This window comes from Ornithinibacillus bavariensis (assembly GCF_050433565.1).
Lineage (GTDB): Bacteria > Bacillota > Bacilli > Bacillales > Amphibacillaceae > Ornithinibacillus > Ornithinibacillus bavariensis.
The window spans coordinates 111971-127393 of record NZ_JBNPWZ010000006.1; the positions used below are offsets into that span (position 1 = coordinate 111971).

The 15423-nt window shown below is 37.4% G+C and carries 15 protein-coding genes and 1 pseudogene; 3 read left to right on the forward strand and 13 right to left on the reverse strand.

Annotated features, from left to right (window positions below):
- Nucleotides 1-466: 466 nt before the first annotated feature.
- From HNR27_RS11965 to HNR27_RS11980, 4 genes are all read right to left on the reverse strand, one after another.
- Complete coding sequence (locus HNR27_RS11965) at nucleotides 467-1660, reverse strand: MFS transporter (RefSeq protein ID WP_429339902.1); 1194 nt, start codon at nucleotides 1658-1660, stop codon at nucleotides 467-469.
- 124 nt (nucleotides 1661-1784) lie between these two features.
- Nucleotides 1785-2258, reverse strand: a complete 474-nt coding sequence (locus tag HNR27_RS11970; RefSeq protein WP_429339903.1) for a CBO0543 family protein — start codon at nucleotides 2256-2258, stop codon at nucleotides 1785-1787.
- A gap of 25 nt (nucleotides 2259-2283) precedes the next feature.
- On the reverse strand, nucleotides 2284-2751 hold the full coding sequence (locus HNR27_RS11975) for a CBO0543 family protein (protein ID WP_212920828.1): 468 nt from the start codon (nucleotides 2749-2751) through the stop codon (nucleotides 2284-2286).
- 97 nt (nucleotides 2752-2848) lie between these two features.
- Nucleotides 2849-4036 (reverse strand): amidohydrolase, encoded by a 1188-nt coding sequence (locus HNR27_RS11980; RefSeq protein ID WP_429339904.1) that lies wholly within the window; start codon nucleotides 4034-4036, stop codon nucleotides 2849-2851.
- Nucleotides 4037-4254: 218 nt separating this feature from the next.
- On the opposite strand from HNR27_RS11980, the gene HNR27_RS11985 reads away from it, so the two are divergent.
- On the forward strand, nucleotides 4255-5598 hold the full coding sequence (locus tag HNR27_RS11985) for a sodium-dependent transporter (protein ID WP_212920830.1): 1344 nt from the start codon (nucleotides 4255-4257) through the stop codon (nucleotides 5596-5598).
- Between the two features lie 69 nt (nucleotides 5599-5667).
- On the opposite strand, the gene HNR27_RS11990 is transcribed toward HNR27_RS11985, so the two are convergent.
- The 4 genes from HNR27_RS11990 to uvrA all read right to left on the reverse strand — a co-directional run bounded on the left by HNR27_RS11990 (nucleotide 5668) and on the right by uvrA (nucleotide 11688).
- The gene (locus HNR27_RS11990; RefSeq protein ID WP_429339905.1) at nucleotides 5668-7269 is read right to left on the reverse strand and encodes an ABC transporter permease; all 1602 of its coding nucleotides are present in this window, start codon (nucleotides 7267-7269) and stop codon (nucleotides 5668-5670) included.
- Entirely contained in the window at nucleotides 7269-8171 is a 903-nt protein-coding gene (locus HNR27_RS11995) for an ABC transporter ATP-binding protein (protein WP_429339906.1), read from the reverse strand. Before HNR27_RS11995 ends, HNR27_RS11990 begins: the two co-directional genes overlap by 1 nt.
- Nucleotides 8168-8815, reverse strand: a complete 648-nt coding sequence (locus tag HNR27_RS12000; protein WP_429339907.1) for a TetR/AcrR family transcriptional regulator — start codon at nucleotides 8813-8815, stop codon at nucleotides 8168-8170. Before HNR27_RS12000 ends, HNR27_RS11995 begins: the two co-directional genes overlap by 4 nt.
- A 413-nt stretch (nucleotides 8816-9228) precedes the next feature.
- Nucleotides 9229-11688 (reverse strand): excinuclease ABC subunit UvrA, encoded by a 2460-nt coding sequence (uvrA, locus tag HNR27_RS12005; RefSeq protein WP_429339908.1) that lies wholly within the window; start codon nucleotides 11686-11688, stop codon nucleotides 9229-9231.
- A 169-nt stretch (nucleotides 11689-11857) separates the two neighbouring features.
- On the opposite strand from uvrA, the pseudogene HNR27_RS12010 reads away from it, so the two are divergent.
- Both HNR27_RS12010 and HNR27_RS12015 read left to right on the forward strand, forming a co-directional pair.
- Nucleotides 11858-12052, forward strand: a pseudogene (locus HNR27_RS12010) (MerR family DNA-binding transcriptional regulator); the annotation flags it as partial.
- A gap of 6 nt (nucleotides 12053-12058) precedes the next feature.
- Nucleotides 12059-12571 (forward strand): MerR family transcriptional regulator, encoded by a 513-nt coding sequence (locus HNR27_RS12015; RefSeq protein ID WP_429339972.1) that lies wholly within the window; start codon nucleotides 12059-12061, stop codon nucleotides 12569-12571.
- A gap of 267 nt (nucleotides 12572-12838) precedes the next feature.
- Here the strand turns inward: HNR27_RS12015 and HNR27_RS12020 are convergent, their stop codons facing one another.
- From HNR27_RS12020 to HNR27_RS12040, 5 genes are all read right to left on the reverse strand, one after another.
- The gene (locus HNR27_RS12020; RefSeq protein ID WP_429339909.1) at nucleotides 12839-13546 is read right to left on the reverse strand and encodes an FAD-dependent oxidoreductase; all 708 of its coding nucleotides are present in this window, start codon (nucleotides 13544-13546) and stop codon (nucleotides 12839-12841) included.
- 40 nt (nucleotides 13547-13586) lie between these two features.
- Nucleotides 13587-13958, reverse strand: coding sequence for an iron chaperone (locus HNR27_RS12025; protein ID WP_429339910.1), 372 nt, complete (start codon nucleotides 13956-13958; stop codon nucleotides 13587-13589).
- 17 nt (nucleotides 13959-13975) lie between these two features.
- Nucleotides 13976-14383 (reverse strand): SRPBCC family protein, encoded by a 408-nt coding sequence (locus HNR27_RS12030; RefSeq protein ID WP_429339911.1) that lies wholly within the window; start codon nucleotides 14381-14383, stop codon nucleotides 13976-13978.
- Between the two features lie 3 nt (nucleotides 14384-14386).
- On the reverse strand, nucleotides 14387-14716 hold the full coding sequence (locus HNR27_RS12035) for an ArsR/SmtB family transcription factor (RefSeq protein WP_373306337.1): 330 nt from the start codon (nucleotides 14714-14716) through the stop codon (nucleotides 14387-14389).
- A gap of 146 nt (nucleotides 14717-14862) precedes the next feature.
- The gene (locus tag HNR27_RS12040; RefSeq protein WP_212920839.1) at nucleotides 14863-15312 is read right to left on the reverse strand and encodes a hypothetical protein; all 450 of its coding nucleotides are present in this window, start codon (nucleotides 15310-15312) and stop codon (nucleotides 14863-14865) included.
- Nucleotides 15313-15423 lie beyond the last annotated feature (111 nt).

Consider the following 15423-nt stretch of genomic DNA (forward strand, 5'->3'; position numbering starts at 1 on the left):
TTACCGTTTTTCGTCCTAGCACGGATATTGGGGAACCAATAGCGGGCTTTGTTTACCGTTTTTCGTTCGAGTACCGATTTTCGGGAGCCAATAGCGGCTTTGGGGACCGTTTTTCGTCCGAGCATAGATTTTTGGGAGCCAATAGCGGCTTTGTTTACCGTTTTTCGTTCGTGCACGGATTTTCGGGTCGCAATAGTAGCTTTGGCTACCGTTTTTTGTCCGGGCACGGATTTTCGGGGAGCAATAGCCGCTTTAGGTACCATTTTTCATAAGAGCACCGATTTTCGGGATGCAATAGTGGCTTTGGCTACTGGTTCTCGCCCATGCACGTTTTCGAGAGACAATAACCGCTTTGCTCACTGGCTCTCGCCCGAGCACAGTTATTCGCGAAGCAATAACTGCTTTGCATGAAGCTACCCGGTCCCAACTAGGAAGAACCGGGGGACAATAATATCAATCTATGACTCTAGCTCTCCACTCTCTTAAAAAAGATCCAACCAACTCCCAATAGGAGCATTAAGCTTCCTGCAACATAATAGACTGCTGATAAACTATAAAACTCTAATAAGACAAAAGAGGCGAGTGGCCCAAGAGCGGCGCCGACATCTACAGCTAGGGTATGTGCTGTCATGACTTTTACATGGTCAGACCTGGATGCCGCACTAGTAGCTAGCGTATCTGTTGTAGTCGTGAACATTGTCGATATAAGCTGAAATAGTAATAGTGTAATTAATAACCAGATTATAGATTGGACACTACCTAATAAAAGAAATAAAACCCCACCACCAATTAATGGGATAAGTATAACTCTATGTAAAGACTGTAAGGAATCTAGCATTTTTCCAAGTAAAGGTGCAAGAAATGGATCCCATCCCCAGCGAATTGCTTGAACGAATCCTGCAAGAGTTGCTGCTCCAATGGTTATATGTGAAAAGCTCCATTCCGTTACATGGGAGCGTTCGATTAAAGGGCTTAGGGTCGAAGCAAATAATCCGGACACGATAAATCCTAATGCTATCCCTGTTGCTAGCACCATTTGAATATACGGTGTTAGCCATGGCTTTGTTACAGTTTGGTTAATCTTTTCCTCTTGCTCTTCATTTTTGGAAGCAGGGACTAAATACCAAACAAAAGGTATTGTGATTAACGCAATGATTGCAAACAGCATGGTAACAAACGTGACAGATGTTTGATCAACCAAAATTCCTCCGGCTAGCATTCCTGCTAACCCTCCAAGTCCCCATAATCCATTATATACGCCAACAAACTGTCCACGATTGCTGTCACTAGTAACATCGATTACGGTTAAAAATCCCCCCAAACGGAGAAAAGACCAAGCTACACCCCATAAAGCACGCATCACAAGCAATAGCCAAAATTGATTAACAATCCCATACGAAGCAGTAGTGATGACAGCTAATACAACCGCTATAAAGACTCCTGTACGCATTTGATATCGTTTATAAAACAGCCCAACCAAAGGAGTAATTGGTAATCGAATGAACCGGTTGATAGATAATAGGATACCCACCTGCCAAAGAGCCGTCATGCCAAAGTCCTGCCAATATAATGGAAGAACAATAAAAAGCATGGCATCCCCCATTACTGCCACCGCGGTTATTAATGCTATTCCAACAACCCTTCTCCTTGTAGTTGTCATGTGTATGATTCCCCCTTCGTTTCATCAAACCAGTCTCATGTATAAGAAGTCTTCTATTTATTTTTTAGACTATTATTATTTCACAGTTTCTTTTATTAGAGTACATCATACCATACATTCTTAGTTATGAAGTAAGCTTCTTTTCAGAGAAATACCAAACACAAATGATGCGAACGAAGAAGAAGGATAGAAATAATGTAATCCAAGTATAATACCACTCCCAATGGGTATATTTAATTAGTTCGGTATTTCTTTCTAATAAACCCTCGATAATAGTCATGAAGGAGCAATAGCTAACATAATAACCTAATTGAATGAAACGATTGGAACCATTAGGGTACCATACATTAAATGCAGCACATATGATTGGAAAGATGTAGTATTCAAACGTAAAGCTCGTTCGATTAATTGAAGCAAATAAACGAACAGGATACTCAATCATCCCCAGATCTACAACCAAAAGCCCAACCAAAAAAGTAATCGCCTGGTTAAACAAAAAAGCAACGATAGCAAGTCGGTATTTACCTTTTGGGATAAAGAAAAGTACACTAGTGGCCAAAGTATAGGCAACTATTAATATCCACCACTCAATTATCATTAAACACACAACCCTTATGGAGCAATTATTTTCTTCCTCTATAGAACCAACTACAGCACATTTGACTCATGAAAAAGATGAACCCATTATAAACCCACATCCCAAAAGATGTTATCCTATCATATTCCAATAAATTAGTATGTCTTTCAATTAACATATCGAATAAAGTGACAGATGAAACCCAGATTAAAAAATATGTAATTCTATATTTTAAACTGCCATTTGCTTTCATATGGACGTAATACAACGAGAACAACATAGGATAAAATAAATAATTTATTGTAACCGTGAGATCTGTCGCTTTCGGAAAAAATCGTACAGGTGCACTTAACAAGTTATTGGAAAAAGAAAACATATCACAGAGCCAAATAATTGCTTGAAATATCATGAATACTAAAATGCCCTTTCGCTTCTCTTTACGTGGAATGAATACAATAAATCCGATAATGCCAATTATCCACATGGCAATTAAGATGAAATAATCCATTTGCATATTAGCAACTCCCTATTTTGAAAAAAGCTGTTGTACACTAGATTTTTTTAAAATATGTTTGATCTCAAGATGCACTCCAACATTTATTACGTAACCACTAATCAATACCATAATAACTACAAACAACTATTCCAACTGCTATCGCCGCCACTAAGAGAGCATCTTCATTGATATCAAATTTAGGATGATGATTAAAATATGGCTTCTCTACACCCTTTGGTGTACAACAAATATAGAAAAAGCAAGCAGGAAACCTATTTGCATAATGGGCAAAGTCTTCAGACGGCGATAGTGGTGGGAATTCCTTAACTTCGGTGATATCTTTGTCGTTTGCACTTTTTAAAGCTGCAGCAACCATATCTGTTAATCCCGGATTATTATACAAAGGCGGATAATCTGGTTCATAGGTTAAATCACATTTCACATCAAATTCCTCTTCAACACCTCTAGCAATCCGACGAATTTCACTTTCAATTAACGCCCTTGTTTCTTCCGTCATTGCCCGAACATCACCTTCAAGTTCCACACGATCTTTAATCACATTAAATGTACCCTTCCCATCAAAGGAACCTATTGTTACGACCCCCATGTCAAACGGGTTTAACCGTCTACTTACTACGGTTTGAATTGCTGTTACAAAATACGCCCCCGCTACAATAGCATCATTCGCTAAGTGAGGTGAGGAACCATGGCCCCCTAAGCCTTGCACCTTCAACTTAAAATATGCCCGACCTGGAAAGACATAACCACTGTTGTACCCAACCACGCCTGCTGGCCCCATTGGTAAAAGATGAATACCAAAAATATCATCGAGATCATCTAACAAGCCAGACTCAATCATTCCAATCGCACCACCTGGTGGTACTTCTTCAGCAGGTTGATGAATAATTTTTATCGTGCCAGGAATTTCATCCTTTAATTGGATTAAGCAATCTGCAAGAACCATTAAATAGGCCGTATGACCATCATGTGCACATGCATGCATGACTCCAGGGACTTTCGATTTAAAGGGTACCTCTGTCTCCTCTTGAATCGGAAGTGCATCAAAATCTGCTCGTAGTCCAATTGTTTTCCCAAGCTTTCCACCTTTAATGGTAACAATAATCCCATAGCCGCCACCGACATTTGTTTGTATTTCAGCATCCTTTCCCTTATAAAATTCTTCTATGTATTGACTAGTATTTTTTTCATAAAATGACAGTTCTGGATACTCATGTAGATAACGGCGAATATTTATTATTTCATCCTTACGACTTTCTAACATGGCTATTAAATGTTCTCTCAACTAGATTCCCCCTATTCTGACGTTTACTTCCTGATATCATTAGTTATTAGAGTTTTTGGCATTTACTATTCCAAATTGCTATTTATTCTTGTTTTGAACAAGATTATTGAATATAGAAAAATCAGGTTCCCCAGATATTTCATCAAATTTCCTATTGACAAAATCCCCCATTATCATAGACAATTGGAAACATTAATTACTTCAGGAGGAATCGTATATTGGAACAGCAAGAACAATTTACTACTAGATTGGGTTTTATTTTAACTGCAGCAGGATCTGCCATTGGCTTAGGAGCAATTTGGAAGTTTCCATATATCGCTGGTCAAAATGGTGGAGGGGCTTTTTTAATTATCTTTATTTTATTTACCATTATTCTTGGGCTACCCCTTCTTTTAGCGGAATTTACGATTGGTAGAAGTGCACAGCGAGATGCCATTTCTTCCTTTAAACGAATAGCCCCTGGAACGAAATGGTATTACATAGGAATACTTGGTGTGATAACCTGTTTTATTTTATTGTCGTTTTACAGTGTGATTGGCGGCTGGATTATCAGCTACCTCTTAAAGGCAATTACTGGTGGGCTGAACGGTCTTGATAGTCAGCAATATGCATCCTTGTTCGAACAAACTATTGCAAATCCTGTTACTAGTTTAGTGGTACAACTGGTGTTTATTTTACTCACTATCATTGTTGTCGCAAAAGGACTTCAAAAGGGGATTGAACGGGCAAGTAGTATTATGATGCCTGCTTTAGCGATTCTATTTATCATTTTAGTAATTCGTTCGGTCACATTAGATGGTGCTTCAACCGGAATTGCTTTTTTACTTGAACCTGACTTTTCCAAAGTTACGTCTAAAACTATTCTGGAAGCAATGGGCCAGTCCTTTTTCACTCTGAGCATAGGTGTTTCTGTTATGATTACATACAGCGCCTATTTACCGAAACATCAAAGCCTGCCTAAATCTGCTTTTTCAATTGTAGGCATGAACATCGCCATTGTGTTGTTGGCCGGATTAGCTATTTTTCCTGCCGTATTTTCCTTTGGTCTTTCTCCAGATGCAGGGCCCGTACTTCTATTCCATGTACTGCCAACGATTTTTAGTCAGTTACCATTTGGAATGGCATTTTTTGTAGCTTTTCTTATCATTTTTTTATTTGCGGCACTGACATCAGCCTTTTCAATGCTTGAAATTATTGTTTCTGTCATAGCGAAGGGGGATCAAGCGAAGCGAAGTAAAGCTGCCTGGATAATTGGTATCGCTATTTTTATATTTGGCATTCCTTCTGCATTGTCATATGGTCTATTAAATGATTTTACTATTTTTAATAAATCCTTTTTTGACCTTGCTGATTTCACTGTGAGTAATATTTTAATGCCTTTAGGATCATTGTTAATGGCGGTATTTGTTTCCTTTAAAATGAAGAAGTCAGCTCTATATGAGGAAATAAAACGTGGAAGCAATATTAGTCAATTCATATTTCAACTATGGTTTATCCTAATCCGGTATGTAGCACCAATATTAATTATTGCAGTTATGTTAGATGTGTTAGGTGTTTGGTAGGAATAACGAATATTATTTTATATATTAAAATAGGAAAGGGCATCTCCCCTTTCCTATTTCTACTGATCGCTACCTTCCAATATCCCTTCTATTATATCCAATAAAACCAACCATGGTTAAAACAATAGCGATAGTTACCAATATAAGGATTGGTACCCATGTCATATCCTCCAGCTGGATTTGCGGAATATGGCCAAATGGAGTAAGCTTACTAAGCCATTCAGGAAGCTGGAATAACCCTCCCATATATAGAACAAAGAAGGAATAAACAATATACATCCAGTTGATACTGGTTATTTTTGGTCTAATTCCTATTAATAAGACAGCAACACTAATCATGACAAGCATTGCTGGATAATAAATAATGCCCCATCCGTAAATTGTTTCGAATTGATAAGGCTCCTCCATTGTGGATACTCCTGCCAGCCATAAGCCAATTGCAGCGAGAGATATCATGACAAATCCATTGATAATAGAAATGACAAGGAAGCTCCCCATCAGTCGCGTTCTGGAAACAGCCCTTCCTAGTATATGTTCTATACGGCCTTTTTTCTCCTCACCATATAGTTTATTCACTGTCATTACTAGAGAAACTGTTGCAAGAATTGCCATTACCATGATAATCATGGATACAAATTGAGTAGTTACCGAATTGCCTTCTTCGGATGCGAATAACTGCTCCAACACATCATTTCCTTCAAAAAATGAATCTATATCCCCTAAAATAGATCCGTAGGTAACACCTAATACAAACATCCCTATTGCCCATGATAGAATTGCTGTTCGTTGGAGCCTAAAACTTAAACCAATCGTACTCTGTAAAAAAACAGAGGCACTATTTCTACCAGGCTTTGACGGTAATAACCCTGCCTCTAAATCTCGGTTACTATTTAAATAATTTGCTACGATAAATAGAATCATAGATACAACAAGCATTAAAGCCATTGGCCACCAATTATTCTCGTCATAGATTTGTGTTTTCGTTATCCAACCAAATGGTGAAATCCAACTTAACGCTTCATTACCTACATCCCCAACTGCACGTACAATATAGGCAACGAGAAGAAAACCAATGGAGAGGCCAATCGTTCCACGCGAGCTTTCTGATAGTTGACCAAAAAATGCTGTAACACCTGCAAAAAATAGACCTGTTGTCCCTAGAGTCACTCCATATAACAATGACCCTTCTAAATCCATACTTTCAATTTGAAAGCCATAAAGTCCAAAGCCAACGATAAGCGCTAATAGTATATTTATAAGGCTATAAACAAGTAAGGTTGCATTTAGATACGACAACCGCCCAATTCGTAAGGAACGAATCATCTCTATACGACCATTTTCTTCATCCCCACGGGTATGTCGTGTTACGAGTAAAGTACTCATCAATCCAACTGCCATAGCTGTAAAAAGCAACATCTCATGTGCTGTCATAACACCAATCGTATAGTTCGACAAATCAGCAGGACCAAGCATTGCAGTCATGGCCGGATTTTCCATCGTTTGTGCCAATGTATCTCGCTGTTCTTGTGAACCATATAATTCAGTAAATGATATAGGTACGATAAACGTAAAGAAACTGATTCCGACTAACCATAAAGGAATCCTAATTCGGTCTCTCCTAATGATAAATTTTGAGAGCGTTCCGATACCTTTATTTATTTGACTAGCCATTAGGACCTCCCCCCTGCTCCCGCTTTCCCTTCATAATGACGCATGAAAAGATCTTCCAGAGTTGGTGGTGTGCTTTCCAGTTTAACCACTCCAAATTGACTAATATGTTTCATTACTACATCTAATTCTTCCGTATCCACTTGGAAGGAAAGCACTCCCTCTCGTTCATTTATTTCATGAATGCCTTTTAACACATGGAGGTCTGTAATTTGCTCCTTTGTTTTCACTAGCAAATTAATTCGCGTCAAATGACGTAACTCACTTAATGTACCCGTTTCAATTATCTTTCCTTGACGAATAATACCGACCCGGTCGCATAACTTTTCAACCTCAGATAAAATATGACTGGATAGAAGAATACTTTTTCCTGATTGTTTCTGCTCCATCACACATTGTTGGAAAACCTGCTCCATTAAAGGGTCAAGACCAGAAGTTGGTTCATCAAGGATATATAGATCAGCATCTGATGAAAAAGCAGCAACTAGTGCAACCTTTTGCCTGTTTCCTTTCGAGTACGTGCGACATTTTTTGGATGGATCTAAATCAAATCGTTTAATTAATTCCTCACGCCTATTTGTGTTATTTCCGCCCCGCAGCTTTACAAACAAATCAATAACTTCTCCACCAGTTAAATTTGGCCACAAATTAACATCACCTGGTACGTAGGAAATACGCTTGTGGATTTCAACTGCATCTGCCCAAGCGTCCTTACCGAAGATTTTCGCCTCTCCTGCTGTTGCCTTCAGAATCCCAAGTAATATACGAATCGTTGTTGACTTTCCAGCACCATTTGGCCCAATAAAACCAAATACCTCTCCCTCTCTCACCTCTAGGTTAATACCATTTAATGCCGTGAACTTACCAAACCTTTTTGTTAATTCACTCACTTGTAGGACACTCATTTTGCCCCCTCCTCTTTTTGGTAATATACCGTCTTAAGGACCTCTAAATAGCCATAAAACTCAGCCCAATAAGGATCGAAATTAATGGTGGATAGATTTTGATTTTTTAACTGATTGATTAATTCATTTTGATAGCCTTCAATAGACCATTGTATTAATTTCAATGCTTTATCTGTATCAACGTCTTTACGAAATAGGGTCTTATCAATATTTTCAAATAGCTTCAAGTTACTAAGAGCTAATAATTCCTCATATCGCTTCCTATATGCCTTTGGAACCTCTAATGCTTCATTTAAAATAAAGCTACCTAAGAAGTTAAGTACATAAGGATTTTTGAGATGATATTTTGCTTTTACTTCTGCTATCTGCTTTAGTCTCTCTACAAAATCAGGTTCATTTGTATCGATACGCTGAAAAAACTCATCCATCGTGATATCCAAGCAGTAATTAATTAGAAAGAGATACAGATCCTCCTTACTGTTGAAATAATAGAAAAGCATTCCTTTTCCTATTCCAGCATTTTTTACTATTTGGTTTGTCGAGGCTTTCTCATATCCATTCTCTGCAAATTCCTTTAATGCTGCTTCTATAATTCTTTTTTGTTTATCTATATCGAGGTTATAAAATGATTGATTAATTTCCAATCCCTCCCTTGGATTCAGTAGTATAGTTAAACTGTTAGACCACATCGGTCGATTTCATCGTAGCATTTTAGACCACACTGGTCAATAGGCCTTACGAACAAAAATCCAGCACTTAAGTAAACACTTTATTAAGTTAGGATATTCCCTTCTGCCCTACTGAATATTAGTTGAACAAATAGCTTGCTTTAACTTGCCACGCCCTTGCTTACCATTTTCAATCTCCTTCAAATTCTTAAGTGATTTATTTAAGCCTCTTAACCTGCAATAGCCATAAAAAAAAGGGAACGAAAGTCCTAGTAAACTCGTTCCCTTTATCCCTTCATTTTAGAAGTAAGCTTTTCCGTTCCTATACCTAATCCGACAATTACAACGTTAAACTTCATTCAGTAGATGGTTTACATTCAGCTAACCTGCTATAAATATTGGCCTGTGTATGATTTGTTACATGTTATGAGCGAATCTGGCGTCCCTTCCGCAATAAGTTGACCACCTTTATCCCCACCTTCTGGACCTAAATCGATAATCCAGTCAGCTCCCTTGATCATTTGACTATTATGCTCCACCATTATAATTGTATTACCTGCGTCGACAAGTCTGTTTAAAAGCTTAAGTAATTGCGTTACATCATTTGGATGTAATCCAGTTGTTGGTTCATCTAATAAATAGAGTGAACGTTTATTTCCTTGCTTTATTAATTCCTTCGCTAGCTTGAGACGTTGCCCTTCACCACCGGATAGGGTTGTTAGTGATTGACCCATCTTTAAATAACCTAATCCAATTTCAACAAGTAATTCGAGCACTTCTCTTACCTTTTTCTCTTCTTCAAAAATGGCTAAACAATCCAGAATAGAGCTTTCCAGTATATCATTAACAGTGAGTCCCTTATATTGGACGGAAAGAACGTCCTTTTGAAATCTTTTACCATGGCATACTGGACATACAACCTCTAAGTCTGGAAAGAAAAGCATGTTCGTTGTTACATATCCTAACCCTTGGCAGTTTTCACAACGACCTCCTACTGTATTAAATGAAAAGTGTTTTGCAGTTAGTCCTCTTTCTTTCGCAGCTCTTTCTTTCGCAAAAATATTTCGGATATTTGTAAACACATCGTTATAAGTGGCTATATTAGAACGTTTCATTCTACTAAGTGGAGATTGGCCAACTGTTATCATCTGATCAAAATGATGAAGTCCTGTTACACTTTCAAATCCTTCATGTATTTTGTCATACCCTTTGGCTAATACATCGAAAACGAGAGACGATTTACCAGAGCCAGATACACCTGTCACTGCCGTCAGACACCCAATTGGAAAAGTCACTGTTATATTTTTCAAATTATGTATTGTTGCATGATGAACGGTAATTCCTTCTCCAGTTCCTTCGCGACATGTTTTATTTATCTCTACTTCTTCACGTAAAAACCTTCCTGTCACCGACTCTTCTTGATTCACTAGCTCTTGAAGGGTACCTTGACCAACAACCGTTCCACCTAAATTACCAGCCCCTGGACCAATATCAATAATATAATCCGCTTCCTTCATGACATCAACATCATGCTCAATAAGCAAAACGGTATTTCCTAAGTCTCTTAACCCTTTTAGAACACTTACGAGACCTAAAGTATCCTTTGGATGTAATCCAACAGTAGGCTCATCCATGATATACAGGACTCCTGTTAGAGCCGAGTCAAGTAGGGCAGACAATCGTAACCTTTGCGCTTCTCCACCCGATAACGTAATCACTTGACGGTCTAATGTTAAGTAGCCCAAGCCAATCTTGATTATTCTCGCAAGTTTCGTATTCAAGTCCTGAATGAAGGTTTCCACTAGCTTATAGCTTTCTTGAATTAACACCTTCTCCAGTTTGAGGGTCCAATTTAGCAATTCCTCTAGAGAACAATTTACCAGCATTGGAATTGTCATGCCTTCTACCGTTACATTTCTACTTACTTTATTTAATCGATCTCCCTCACAGTCTGGACAAACTTGAGAATAAAAGTATTCTTCAGCCTCTGATGATGACCCAGATTTTTCTGCAAATCTTCTCCACATTCCAGTTAATACACCTTCAAATTTACCTTTTTCTACTGTCTTAGGAGGTAGAATATCAGGAAAATGTCCTTTTACTTCGTCACTTTCAACACCATAGTAAAGAATTGCCTTCTGTTCCGGGCTATAATCCTTTAGTCGAAGTCCTTTTTCAAGTGGTACACCATAATAATCCATCGCATTTTTTACAACAGACACCATATAGTCACCATAACGACCTTTCCAGAAATCAACAGCCCCCTCTTCTTCAATTGGAAGCTGTTGGTGAAAGACCGATTCTAGATGAATATTTACCGTCTCACCTAGACCTTTACAAGTCGAACAAGCTCCTTCCGTTTTATTGTATGAAAAGTGGGTTCTTGTCAGCCTCTCCATCCGATGATGACAGTTAGGACAATGAATATATTCTTTATAGCTTCCTTCCTCTTTCTCTATATCCTCTTCGTGGAAGGTAGGATCTATTTCATGACTACAATCTGGACACAATCGCTTACCTAGTTTTTCAAAAACCATTCTTAAACTCGTGTACATATCTGTTACTGTCCCAACAGTTGAACGCGGATTCCTATTGGTAATTTGTTGGTTAATACTTATAGCTGGTGAGAGCCCACTCATTAAATCTACTTTGGGCTTATTAATACCTTGAAGACCCATGGATTCTAAATACTGTCTCTGACATTCCTTAAATAACGTGTCCATCGCCAGTGTCGACTTTCCAGATCCAGATGGACCAGTAAATACAACGAGTTTATTTTTGGGAATAGAGACAGACAGCCCTTTTAGATTATTTTCCCTTGCACCTTTAACAAGAATAACATCCTTCAATCCTAACTCCTCCTTTTCAGCATCTATTCTAATCATACAACATTTATGCAAGTGCAAGGTTACACCTATTATGTTACTATTATGATAGTATTTTTAACCAACAAACCCGTCATGGTACTTTAAGGTTTTAAATCAACCTTTATACTTCTATTTTGTTTTGGAGGTTCAGATGGAATTAAGACCAGTAGATATTGCTCGTAAATTAGATGTAGGAACAAGCGCTTTAAGACATTATGAGGAATGGGGGATTGTCCCGCCAGCTAAACGGAAGCCAAATGGATATCGTATTTATACAGAAGAACACGAGGCATATTTCTTATGTATCCGAGCAATGTATCCAGGGTTCGGGATGGCTGCTGTTCGAAAAATAATGCCGATGATCCAGCAAGGTCAATATACAGAGGCATTATGGGAAGTAAATAAGCTGCAGGCAGATTTATATCAGAAGAAAATGCAAGCAACAAAAGCCTTAGAAATACTTAAACCTGCTAATATGAAAAGTTTCTTGGATAAAAGAAATAAAGATTGGTATACAATTGGTGAAGTAGAAAGAGAAATTGATGTACCCACTACAACGCTTAGGCATTGGGAGAAGGAGGGTCTCATTACTCCGTATAGGGACCCAGAAAGTGGATACAGGAAGTATAACCGAGAGGATATTCGTAGATTATTAATTATCCGAACTGTTCAATCATCGGTTTACCTACTCGATAAAGTTAGAGTAATAATGGACAAAATCAATCATTTAAGTATTCATGAGGCTAGAAAAATCGTTATGGATTCATTAGCTCATATGGACTATCAAATTGAGCAACAGTTCCGTGGTGGGTATTATTTATACCAATTAATAGAATTACTTAAGAAAAACATAGAGGATTCCTAGAGAGAAACCCAGATGGATCAGAATATACGGTTTAAACTTCTCTAGTATTTCTGGGTTGTATTTGAGTTTTTTCTAATTGGAAATTCCTTTAGTGCTGCTTCTACAATCCTTTTTTTGTTTATCCACATCGAGGTTATAAAATGATTGATTAATTTCCAATCCCTTCCTTAGGATTAACATTTAACTATTTTAGACTACAATGTTCAATTGGCCATTTCTAAGTTGAATGAAAAAAGGCTGAATCCATTCTGAATCCAGCCCAATTTCTTAATAACCAAAAAAAGCACTCTTTTTGATATTCCGTTTTGAGATATTATTATCTTGTAAATAGCTATGCATAGAATCTACCATTGACTTTGGCCCCGAAATAAAGAATCTACCGTCGTTTGAATAGGAATTAGTAATCTCATCTATTTTCTGATACAATTCATCCCTTGAAGCAAGATATGTTACATTTATTGACGTACTGCTAGCAATAGTATCAATCTCATCTTTAAATAAATAGGATTGTGAGCTATCTAAGTAAAGTAGATGAATTGATTGGTCAGCTGTATCTCCATTTGCCTCAATCTGTTTTATAATCGATCGAAACGGTGTAATTCCTATTCCACCTGCAATTAAGAAGGTTGGACAGTTATCTCTTAAATAAAAAGACCCGACAGGACCACTCATCCTAATTTTCATTCCCTCTTCCAGCTCTAGCATCGCCCTCTTAAAGTCACTTGGATTATCACTAATACTTGTTGTTATTTTAATAGTATTCTCTGAGGGAGCAGATGCCACACTAAATGGTCGTATCGGATTCTTGATTTTCTTATGCGTAATACTGAATAACCCATGTTGCCCTGCTTGCCACGTTACATCCTTCTCTTTTTCAAATAAAAAGGTATACACACCATCAGATTCTTTGTAGCTATCTAAGAGAACTAAATCTCTCTTTTTAAATACGGATAATGTATCTTGCAAAAAACTCATTTTTAATACCTCCTTTTTACCTAACTAACATTTATAAGGACTATTTCCGCCAGAAAGTAGTACAGTTTGCCTTGTCCCAAATATTAAACTCAATCATTTTCTCTAGTAATGAGTAATCAAACGGCTGATTCCAAGGGAAACGTATTAACTCCTTCGTGTATTCAAAACCCGCCTTCTTAATGTCATCCTCTACATATGTAATAGTCACAGCTTCAGGGGCGACAGCTAGATGTTTTTTAGATGCGCTAAACCCAATAATAAATGTGCCATGATCTGTAAACATTGGCTGATTCCATTTAATTTCGGGCTCTAAATTTGGATAGTTATCTTTTATCCAAGTAAAAATTTCTTCTGTTCTTTCTCGATGGGAAGGATCATCAATCCCTGCTAGAAACTCAGCAAAATATTCCATAAAACACCCTCCAAGGCTTAAGATATGTTACTTTCAAGAGATTCCTCTAAAACCTTCTTTAAGTCCTCCATTTTTCCAGCCCAACCATATTTTGCACCATTGAACGCAAAATCTTCTTTTTCAAATCCTGTTTGTTCCAGATGTAAGTAGGTCATTTCTCCCTCTTGTTTTAACGTCCACGTGACTACCGTGTTTATTGGGCCCCCTACCCATGTGTAAGATAACTTATATGGTTCATCTACTATCAAAACCTCACTATCTACTATTAAGTCGATTTCCTTATTTTGAAACTGACATTTGTATCCTACGATAGGTTTAAAATTATTTTCCATTACCCACCTTGCAAGGGTATCTGAATTAGTTAAGGCATCCCATACTTTATTGATAGGACTCTTAAAATGAAAATCTAACGATATATCTGCCATGATCTATTCCTCCTCCAAAATAGTTTTAAGTACCATTGCTCTTTCATTCCAGAACTTCTCATAAAATGATAACCAATCTTTAACCTCTTGTAAGGGGCCAGCATTTAATCGATATCTAGTTTCTCTACCTAATTTACGGTTCGTTACAAGATTCGCTTCTTTAAGGATCGCCAAGTGTTTTGAAACTGCGGTACGTCCAATTTGAAATTGTTCCGTTAATTCATGAAGAGGTACCTCTTCTTCATCTGCCAGCAAGCGTATTAATTTACGTCTTGTCGGATCTGCTATAGCTATAAAAACATCACGTCTTTGGTGAGTGCTGTTCAATGTCATCACCCTTTATATTTATTAGACACTAATTGGTGTCTTAATTATACGCCACCAATTAGTGTCCAGTCAAATGTATATTATTTATATTAGCCCTTACCCTATTTATTTCTCTATTACTCTTGCAAAATTTCCACTCGATACTCGCAAAATTATAAATCAATATACCTCACTTGCAACCCAGAAATTTGACCTAGTAACTTCCGATAATACTCCGAGCGAATCGAAAACTCGCCATATTCTTCATGCGTTGTACATGAAAACCAAGCAAAGTCATTTTTTAGAAAAGTCAAATCCTCAGGCAGGTTTGGTGCCACCCAATCATAAAGTGTATTTGCAGATTGTTGCAATAGACTACATGTATCCCGATTCGATTCCATTACATATACAGTTGCTTTTGGACCTTTTGTAATGGTATTTGCCCATTTTTTAGTTTTATAGGTTTCCAGAATATATGGCTGAAACTTCTCTAGTATTACTGGATTATATTTCAGTTCTTTTCTTGTTACGAAATAGAATTTATCTGAATGATCACATAGCACCTTCATTAACTGCTGGTAGGTTTCTCCAGTAGGATTTTCAACTATTTCCCAGTATTCCATTTCAATCACCTTTTTCACATTATTATTATTTTCTATACGTGATACGCTTTAAAATGCATCCATTGTATAAAAATGCCTTCCCAATTATAAAATTGAGAAGGCAGAGAATAA

Excerpts from the sequence above, each read along its gene's own strand:
- HNR27_RS11965 (WP_429339902.1), bottom strand. The coding sequence starts at position 1,660 with ATGACAACTACAAGGAGAAGGGTTGTTGGAATAGCATTAATAACCGCG.
- HNR27_RS11970 (WP_429339903.1), bottom strand. The coding sequence starts at position 2,258 with ATGATAATTGAGTGGTGGATATTAATAGTTGCCTATACTTTGGCCACT.
- HNR27_RS11975 (WP_212920828.1), bottom strand. The coding sequence starts at position 2,751 with ATGCAAATGGATTATTTCATCTTAATTGCCATGTGGATAATTGGCATT.
- HNR27_RS11990 (WP_429339905.1), bottom strand. The coding sequence starts at position 7,269 with ATGGCTAGTCAAATAAATAAAGGTATCGGAACGCTCTCAAAATTTATC.
- HNR27_RS11995 (WP_429339906.1), bottom strand. The coding sequence starts at position 8,171 with ATGAGTGTCCTACAAGTGAGTGAATTAACAAAAAGGTTTGGTAAGTTC.
- HNR27_RS12015 (WP_429339972.1), top strand. The coding sequence starts at position 12,059 with ATGCCGATGATCCAGCAAGGTCAATATACAGAGGCATTATGGGAAGTA.
- HNR27_RS12020 (WP_429339909.1), bottom strand. The coding sequence starts at position 13,546 with ATGAGTTTTTTGCAAGATACATTATCCGTATTTAAAAAGAGAGATTTA.
- HNR27_RS12025 (WP_429339910.1), bottom strand. The coding sequence starts at position 13,958 with ATGGAATATTTTGCTGAGTTTCTAGCAGGGATTGATGATCCTTCCCAT.
- HNR27_RS12030 (WP_429339911.1), bottom strand. The coding sequence starts at position 14,383 with ATGGCAGATATATCGTTAGATTTTCATTTTAAGAGTCCTATCAATAAA.
- HNR27_RS12035 (WP_373306337.1), bottom strand. The coding sequence starts at position 14,716 with ATGACATTGAACAGCACTCACCAAAGACGTGATGTTTTTATAGCTATA.
- HNR27_RS12040 (WP_212920839.1), bottom strand. The coding sequence starts at position 15,312 with ATGGAATACTGGGAAATAGTTGAAAATCCTACTGGAGAAACCTACCAG.